Raw genomic sequence first — 7,263 nt, forward strand, 5'->3', positions numbered from 1 at the left:
CCGCTGAAGCTGACTTGTCAGCGCACGCTGGAGCCTTTCGTGCTCCCGGTCGAGGTGCATTCGCGACTGGGCATGATCACCAATGAGCACGAGGAGTCGGCGCTGGCGCCGGGACTCGAACCTCTGCTGGTGCTTGAAGACGGACGGTTGTCGCCGGCTGCAGTGATCGAGGATGAACTGGTGTTGGCGGTACCCCTGGTGCCGGTTTCACCGCAAAGTGAATGGCCCGAGCAGGGGCATGGAGTGGGTCCGGACATGGACCCGGCCGAAGACACCAAAGAGAACCCGTTCGCGGTATTGCGCGAACTGAAGAAACACTGATTTTTCCGGAGACACACCATGGCAGTCCAGAAAAGCCGCAGAACCCCATCCACCCGCGGCATGCGCCGTGCGCACGATGCCCTCAAGCCCGTGCAGCTGGCCACCGACCCGACCAGTGGTGAGGTCCATCGCCGCCACCACGTGACCAAGGACGGTTTCTACCGTGGTCGCAAGGTCATTGATCGTGCCGAACAGGTCGTCGACGAGGATTGATCCCCGTCGCGAAATCGAAATCGATTGCAAAGCGGCGCGGCAACGCGCCGTTTTGCGTTCCAGGACATGCCGCGCACCGCCCGGAATTGCGTTAAAGTGCGTGGTCTGTATCCGGGGCGAACGTCCGCACCGGCGCTGGCATGGGAGATAAGGCCCTGACTTACGCACGCATCATTGCAACCGGCAGCGCGCTACCCGAGCGCGTAGTCACCAATGCCGACCTCGAAAAAATAGTCGACACCAGTGACGAGTGGATCCGCAGCCGCACCGGTATCCGTGAGCGCCGCATTGCCGCGGACGGCGAGACCACCGGCGACCTCGGTTACCGCGCCGCGATTGCGGCCCTCGAGGCCGCCGACGTGAAGGCCTCGGAGATCGACCTGATCATTCTAGGCACCACCACGCCGGACATCATTTTTCCTTCCACCGCCTGCTTGATCCAGCATCGACTGGGTGCCAACGGTTGTGCGGCCTTCGATATCAACGCAGCCTGCTCGGGATTTGTCTACGCGCTGGGCGTGGCGGACAAGTTCATTCGCAGCGGACAATCGAAGAAAGTACTGGTGATCGGCGCCGAAACGCTGACCCGCATGGTCGACTGGAACGAACGCGAGACCTGCGTGCTGTTCGGCGATGGCGCGGGTGCGGTGGTGCTGGAGGCTTCCGAGGAGCCGGGCATCCTGGCCACCTGCCTGCACGCCGACGGCGGTTTCAAGGAGCTGCTGTACAACCCGGTGGGCGTATCGGCCGGATTCACCGACGAGCCCAATCACGGTGTGCGGATCCACATGAGCGGGCGCGAGGTGTTCAAGGTCGCGGTCAAGACCCTCGATTCGCTGGTCGGCGAGACGCTTGCCGCGGCAGGCATGGAGGAGTCCGAGGTCGACTGGCTGATTCCACACCAGGCCAACCTGCGCATTATCGAGGCCACCGCCAAGCGTCTGAAGATGTCCATGGAGCGGGTGATCGTGACCGTCGACAGGCATGCCAATACCTCTTCCGGATCGGTCCCCCTGGCGCTGGACGAAGCCGTGCGCTCGGGACGCGTCAAACGCGGTCAGAACCTACTTCTGGAAGCATTCGGTGGAGGTTTTACCTGGGCTTCGGCCTTGCTTAAATATTGATGCAGGCATGTGTTGCGCGAATCCAGACGGCCGCCTTCGGGCGGCCGTTTTCGTTGCCGCAGAGCGCCCCATGCTCCATGCATGGGGCAAATTCAAACGATCGACTGCTGAACCTTTCGGCCAATGCTGGCACCATCCATGGTTTGGCACAGAATGGGGCGTTCCTGGTCATGGCAACACCTTCTACTTCCATCGCATTCATGTTCCCGGGGCAGGGCTCGCAATCGGTCGGCATGCTGGCTGATCTTGCCCAAGCCCACCCCGGGGTCCGGACCACCTTCGAGGAGGCGTCTGATGGCGCAGGCGTCGATTTGTGGGCGCTTTCGCAACAAGGGCCGGAAGCATCGCTCAACCGTACCGAGAACACGCAGCCGGCTTTGCTCGCCTCTGGCGTCGCGGTGTGGCGCGTGTGGGCCACAATGGGGGGCGCGCAACCCTCGAAACTGGCGGGCCATAGCCTGGGCGAGTACACCGCGCTGGTTGCCGCAGGGGTTCTTTCCCTGCATGACGCGGCGGGTCTGGTGACCGAGCGTGGACGGTTGATGCAGGCGGCCGTGCCGCTGGGCACGGGTGGCATGGCTGCTGTCATTGGTGGTGACGAGGAGCGGATCGCACAGATCTGCGCCGAGGAGGCCGAGGATCAGGTCGTGGCGCCAGCCAACTACAATTCGCCCGGACAGGTGGTAATTGCCGGCAACGTGGAAGCGGTCGATCGCGTTCTGGCGCGGCTGGCCGAAGCGGGGGTCAAGAAGGCCGTCAAGCTGGCCATGTCGGTACCCTCCCATTGCGAACTGATGCGCGATGCGGCCGATCAACTGGCCCAGCGTATGGACGGCATGGTGTGGTCCTCGCCCGAGCTTCCCGTGGTGCAGAATGTCGATGCACGGGTGCACCAGGACGTGGCATCGATTCGCGAGGCCTTGCGCAAGCAGTTGTTCATGCCGGTGCGCTGGTCCGGTTGCGTGCAGGCGCTGGCTGCCGAAGGCATTACCGATCTGGCCGAATGTGGCCCGGGCAAGGTCCTGACCGGCCTTGTACGGCGCATTGACCGCGGCCTTTCCGGGCATGCGTTGGGCACGCCTGATGCGATCGAAGCCGCCCGGGCCGCATGGGCTTGAGCCCCGGGTTTGTCCGAATCATTGAAGCAACGAGGAATACCCACCATGAGCAGTTCCCTTGAAGGCGAAGTCGTCCTTGTCACCGGCGCCACGCGCGGTATCGGCGCAGCCATTGCAGCGCTACTTGCCGAGCAGGGCGCAACGGTCATCGGTACCGCCACCAGCGAAAAAGGTGTGGCGACCATCAACGCGAGCTTGCAACCCAAAGGAGGTGCCGGAAGGCTGCTGGATGTCACCGACCCTGAGGGCATCGATGCCCTGGTGGTGGAAATCGGCAAGACCTTTGGTCCGCTCACGATCCTGGTCAACAACGCGGGCATCACCCGCGATCAGTTGCTGATGCGCCTGCGCGAAGAGGACTGGCAGGCGGTCCTGGATACCAACCTGAGCTCGGTCTACCGCACCTCCAAGGCGGTCATGCGCGGCATGATGAAGGCGCGCAAGGGCCGCATCATCAATATTGCCTCGGTGGTCGGCGTCACCGGCAACCCGGGCCAGACAAATTATGCGGCGGCCAAGGCCGGCATCATCGCCTTTTCCAAATCACTGGCACGCGAAGTCGGGTCTCGCGGCATTACGGTCAATGTGGTGGCGCCGGGCTTTATCGATACCGACATGACCCGGGCCCTGGGCGAGGATCAGCGCAAGACACTGGAAACCCAGATTGCTCTGGGGCGTCTGGGTGCCCCCGTGCATATCGCGCAGGCGGTGGCATTCCTGGCCTCGGATGCAGCGGCCTACATCACGGGCGAGACGCTGCACGTCAACGGCGGCATGTACATGGCTTAACCTGCGCGGGTTCGTGGTTTCAAGCAAAGGCCGCGGGCACAGCGCCCGCGGCCTTTGCTTTATTAGCGATATGGATCGGAGTCGAACAGCTGCGGGCCGTCCCCATCCTCGTGCTCGTCGCCCCTGGCGTCGAGCTTGTCGCCAAGCATGCGTCGCACGCTGACGTAGAACACCGGAATCAGCAACAACCCGAGGAAGGTCGCAAAGAGCATGCCGCCAACCACGCCGGTGCCGATGGCGTGGCGGGCGTTGGCACCGGCGCCGGTGGATACGGCAAGCGGGAACACGCCGAGGATGAAGGCCAGCGAAGTCATCAGGATCGGCCGCAGGCGCAGACGCGCAGCCTCGATGACCGCCTTGCGAAGCGACAGCCCCCGGGCTTGATGCTCGACAGCGAACTCCACGATCAGGATGGCATTCTTTGCGGCCAGCCCGATGATGGTGATCAGGCCGATCTTGAAGAACACGTCGTTCTCCAGGCCGCGCCCCAGCGCAAACAGCACTGCACCGAGCACGCCCAGCGGGACCACCAGCAGCACGGCGACCGGAATGGACCAGCTCTCGTAGAGCGCGGCCAGGGCCAGGAAGACCACCACCAGCGACAAGCCAAACAGCAGCGGTGCCTGGTTGCCGGAGACGACTTCCTGGTACGACTGCCCGGTCCAGTCCAGCCCGAAGCCCTTGGGCAGGTCCGTATTGACGATTTTCTGCATCTCGTTCATGGCCTGACCGGAACTGTATCCGGGCGCCGGGTTGCCGACGATGTTCACGGCGGGATAGCCGTTGTAGCGCTGCAATGCAGGCGGCGCGACGCTCCAGGATGTCTTGATGACACTGGAGATGGGAATCATTTTTCCGGCCCCGTCCGTACCCGCGCTGCTGGACGCCGACGCCGGGGAATAGATCTGCGACAGTGCATCGGGGTTCATGCGGTAGCGGGCCTGTGCCTGCATGATGACCCGCTTGATGCGTCCCTCGTTGACAAAGTCGTTGACATACACCGGGGCCAGCATCAGCTGTATGGCGTTGTAGACATCGCTCACCGACAGGCCCATCGAAAGGGCCTCGGTCCGGTTCACCGAGAGTTTCAGTTGCGGTGCCGGTTCCAGGCCATTGGGGCGTACGCCCTGCAGCATCTTGTCCTTGGATGCCTTGCCCAGCAGAATGTTGCGGGCCTTGGTCAGGGCCGCGTTGCTCTGCCCTTCGCGGGCCTCGAGGTACATCTCGAAGCCGCCGAAGCGGCCCAGGCCGCGCACGGTGGGCAGGTTGACCACGAAAACGCGCGCATCCTTGATCGCCATGGCGAGCTGGCCATTGGTCTTCTGGATGTACTGCTGTGCGGTCTCGTCGCGCTTGGACCAGTTCTTGAGCTTGATGAAGGCCATGCCGACGTTTTCACCCTGACCGACGAAACTGAAACCCGAGATCAGGAACACATGCCCGAAGGCCGGGCTCTTCTTCAGCACGGCACCGACCTGTTTCATCACCGTGTTGGTACGCTGGATGCTGGCCCCTGGCGGCAGTTGCACGATCGCCAACGCGTAGCCCTGGTCCTCGTCGGGCATGAACCCTCCGGGCAGGCGCGTGAGCGCGAAACCGCACAGCAGGCTGATCAGCACGAACACGATCATCCATCGCGGAGCGTGCCGCACCGCCGATCCGATCTGGCGCGTGTACGTGCGCGTCATCCAGCCGAACAGGTTGTTGAACTTGCGAAAGAATGCGTTTGGGGGTTTGTCCCCGGTCGGCTTCAGGAACGAGGCGCACAGCGCGGGCGTGAAGCTGGTGGCCAGGAACGCGGAAAAGCCCATCGACAACGCGATGGTCAGCGCGAACTGCTTGTAGATCGCGCCCACCGATCCCGGCTGCAGCGCCGTGGGGATGAACACGGCCGCCAGCACCACGGTGATGGCCACGATGGCGCCGGTGATCTGGCCCATGGCCTTGCGCGTGGCCTCCTTGGGCGGCAGTTGTTCCTCGCTCATGAGGCGTTCGACGTTCTCGATCACCACGATGGCGTCGTCAACCACGATGCCGATCGCCAGGACCATGCCGAACAGGGTCAGCTGGTTGATGGTGAACCCCAGGATCAGCATGCCCATGAACGTGCCGAGCAGTGCGACCGGAATCACCAGCGTCGGGATCAGGGTGGCGCGGAGGTTCTGCAGGAACAGCAGCATCACCAGGAACACCAGTACCACCGCCTCGATCAGTGTTTGTACCACCTCGTTGATGGAGATGTGCACGAACGTGGTGCTGTCGAATGGCGAGAACCAGGTCACGCCACGCGGCAGCGACTTGGACAGCTGGTTCATGGTGTCGTCGACTTCCTGGACCACGGTCAGCGCGTTGGCGCCGGGCGCCAGCTGCACGGCAATGCCGGCGGCCGGGTCACCGTCGAAGGTCGAGTTCCTGCCGTAGCTTTCCGGTCCCAGTTCGACCTTGGCCACATCCTTGAGTCGCACGCTGGTCCCGTCGCTGTTGCTGCGCAGGATGATGTTGCGGAACTGCTCCGGCGTGGTGAAGCGGCTGGCGCCCGTGACCGTGGCCGTGTAGCCCTGGCCCTTCACGGCCGGGTCGGCACCGATGCTGCCGGTCGCGAACTGTACATTCTGTCCGCGCACTGCAGCGAGGACCTGCGTGGCGGACAATCCGTAGCCGGCCATCTTGGTGGGATTGAGCCAGATACGCATGGCGTATTCGGAGCCGAACAAGCGCGTGTTGCCGACGCCGGGAAGGCGTGAGATCTGGTCCTGGACGCGTGAGGCAAGCAGATCGTTGAGGTCGGCCAGGGTAGTGTCCGGGCTGGTGCTGCGCAGGGCCACGACGGTCAGGAAGTCCGGGTTGGACTTGGCCACGACCACGCCCTGCTGCACCACTTCGGAGGGCAGGCGAGGTTGCGCCAGCGAAACCTTGTTCTGCACCTGGACCTGGGCGATGTCCGGATCGGTGCCGCTCTTGAAGGTCAGCGTAATGCTGGAGTTGCCGCTGGAACTGGTCGACGAGCTGAAATACAGGAGGTTGTCGATGCCGATCAGCTGCTGCTCGATGACCTGGGTCACCGTCTTCTCGGCCGTGGCGGCGCTGGCGCCGGGGTAGTTGGCCGAAACGGTCACCTGGGGTGGGGCGATGTTGGGATAGGATTCCACGCCCAGGTTGGCAATCGAGATGATGCCGCCGATCGAAATCAGGATCGCGACTACCCAGGCAAAGATGGGTCGGTCGATGAAGAAACTAGGCATGACCGGTCCTCAGTGCTTCTTTTTCGCGGCGGATGCTGCCGGAGCTGTTGTTGCGGCGACCGGTCGTGGGGTTTGCCCTCCGGATCCAGAAGCGATCTTTACGGCAGCGCCGTCGTGGACATTGGCCAATCCGCCAACAATCACCTTGTCGCCGTCCTTGATCCCGGAGGTGACGATCCAGTCATGATTCTGGTTGCCCGCCGTCATGACCGATATCTGGTGCGCCTTGCCGTCGGCACCGGCGACCATCACGTATGCGCTTTTCTGATTGCGCTGGACGGCCGACTCGGGGATCAGGAAGGCGTGGTCGATATGACCCATGGTCAGCACGACGGGCACGTACATGCCCGGCAGCAGCACATGGTCGGGGTTTGCAATCGTGGCACGCAGTTGCACGCTGCCCGTATTGGGGTCGACGCTGGTGCCGGAAAAATCGACGGTGCCGACCTTGTCGTA

Annotated in this window: 7 protein-coding genes; 5 read left to right on the top strand and 2 right to left on the bottom strand. The window is 63.2% G+C overall.

The genetic code is table 11. The features are described 5' to 3' along the window. From PF446_RS03175 to fabG, 5 genes are all read left to right on the top strand, one after another. Positions 1-321: YceD family protein (locus PF446_RS03175; RefSeq protein WP_298069660.1), on the top strand; the 321-nt coding region annotated here is incomplete at its 5' end. Between the two features lie 18 nt (positions 322-339). Beyond that, positions 340-534, top strand: coding sequence for a 50S ribosomal protein L32 (gene rpmF / locus PF446_RS03180; RefSeq protein WP_298069662.1), 195 nt, complete (start codon positions 340-342; stop codon positions 532-534). A 140-nt stretch (positions 535-674) separates the two neighbouring features. After that, positions 675-1,658, top strand: coding sequence for a beta-ketoacyl-ACP synthase III (locus PF446_RS03185; protein ID WP_298069664.1), 984 nt, complete (start codon positions 675-677; stop codon positions 1,656-1,658). A 170-nt stretch (positions 1,659-1,828) separates the two neighbouring features. Continuing rightward, positions 1,829-2,776: an ACP S-malonyltransferase gene (gene fabD, locus PF446_RS03190; RefSeq protein WP_298069666.1), complete on the top strand. Its 948-nt coding sequence runs from the start codon at positions 1,829-1,831 to the stop codon at positions 2,774-2,776. A gap of 45 nt (positions 2,777-2,821) precedes the next feature. Beyond that, entirely contained in the window at positions 2,822-3,565 is a 744-nt protein-coding gene (fabG, locus tag PF446_RS03195) for a 3-oxoacyl-ACP reductase FabG (RefSeq protein WP_298069668.1), read from the top strand. Between the two features lie 62 nt (positions 3,566-3,627). Here fabG and PF446_RS03200 read toward each other — a convergent pair whose 3' ends face one another. Then, positions 3,628-6,807: a multidrug efflux RND transporter permease subunit gene (locus tag PF446_RS03200; protein ID WP_298069670.1), complete on the bottom strand. Its 3,180-nt coding sequence runs from the start codon at positions 6,805-6,807 to the stop codon at positions 3,628-3,630. Between the two features lie 9 nt (positions 6,808-6,816). After that, positions 6,817-7,263 (bottom strand): efflux RND transporter periplasmic adaptor subunit (locus PF446_RS03205; protein WP_298069672.1); only part of this gene is annotated, 447 nt, incomplete at its 5' end.

Source organism: Oleiagrimonas sp., assembly GCF_027858935.1.
Classification (GTDB): Bacteria; Pseudomonadota; Gammaproteobacteria; order Xanthomonadales; family Rhodanobacteraceae; genus Oleiagrimonas.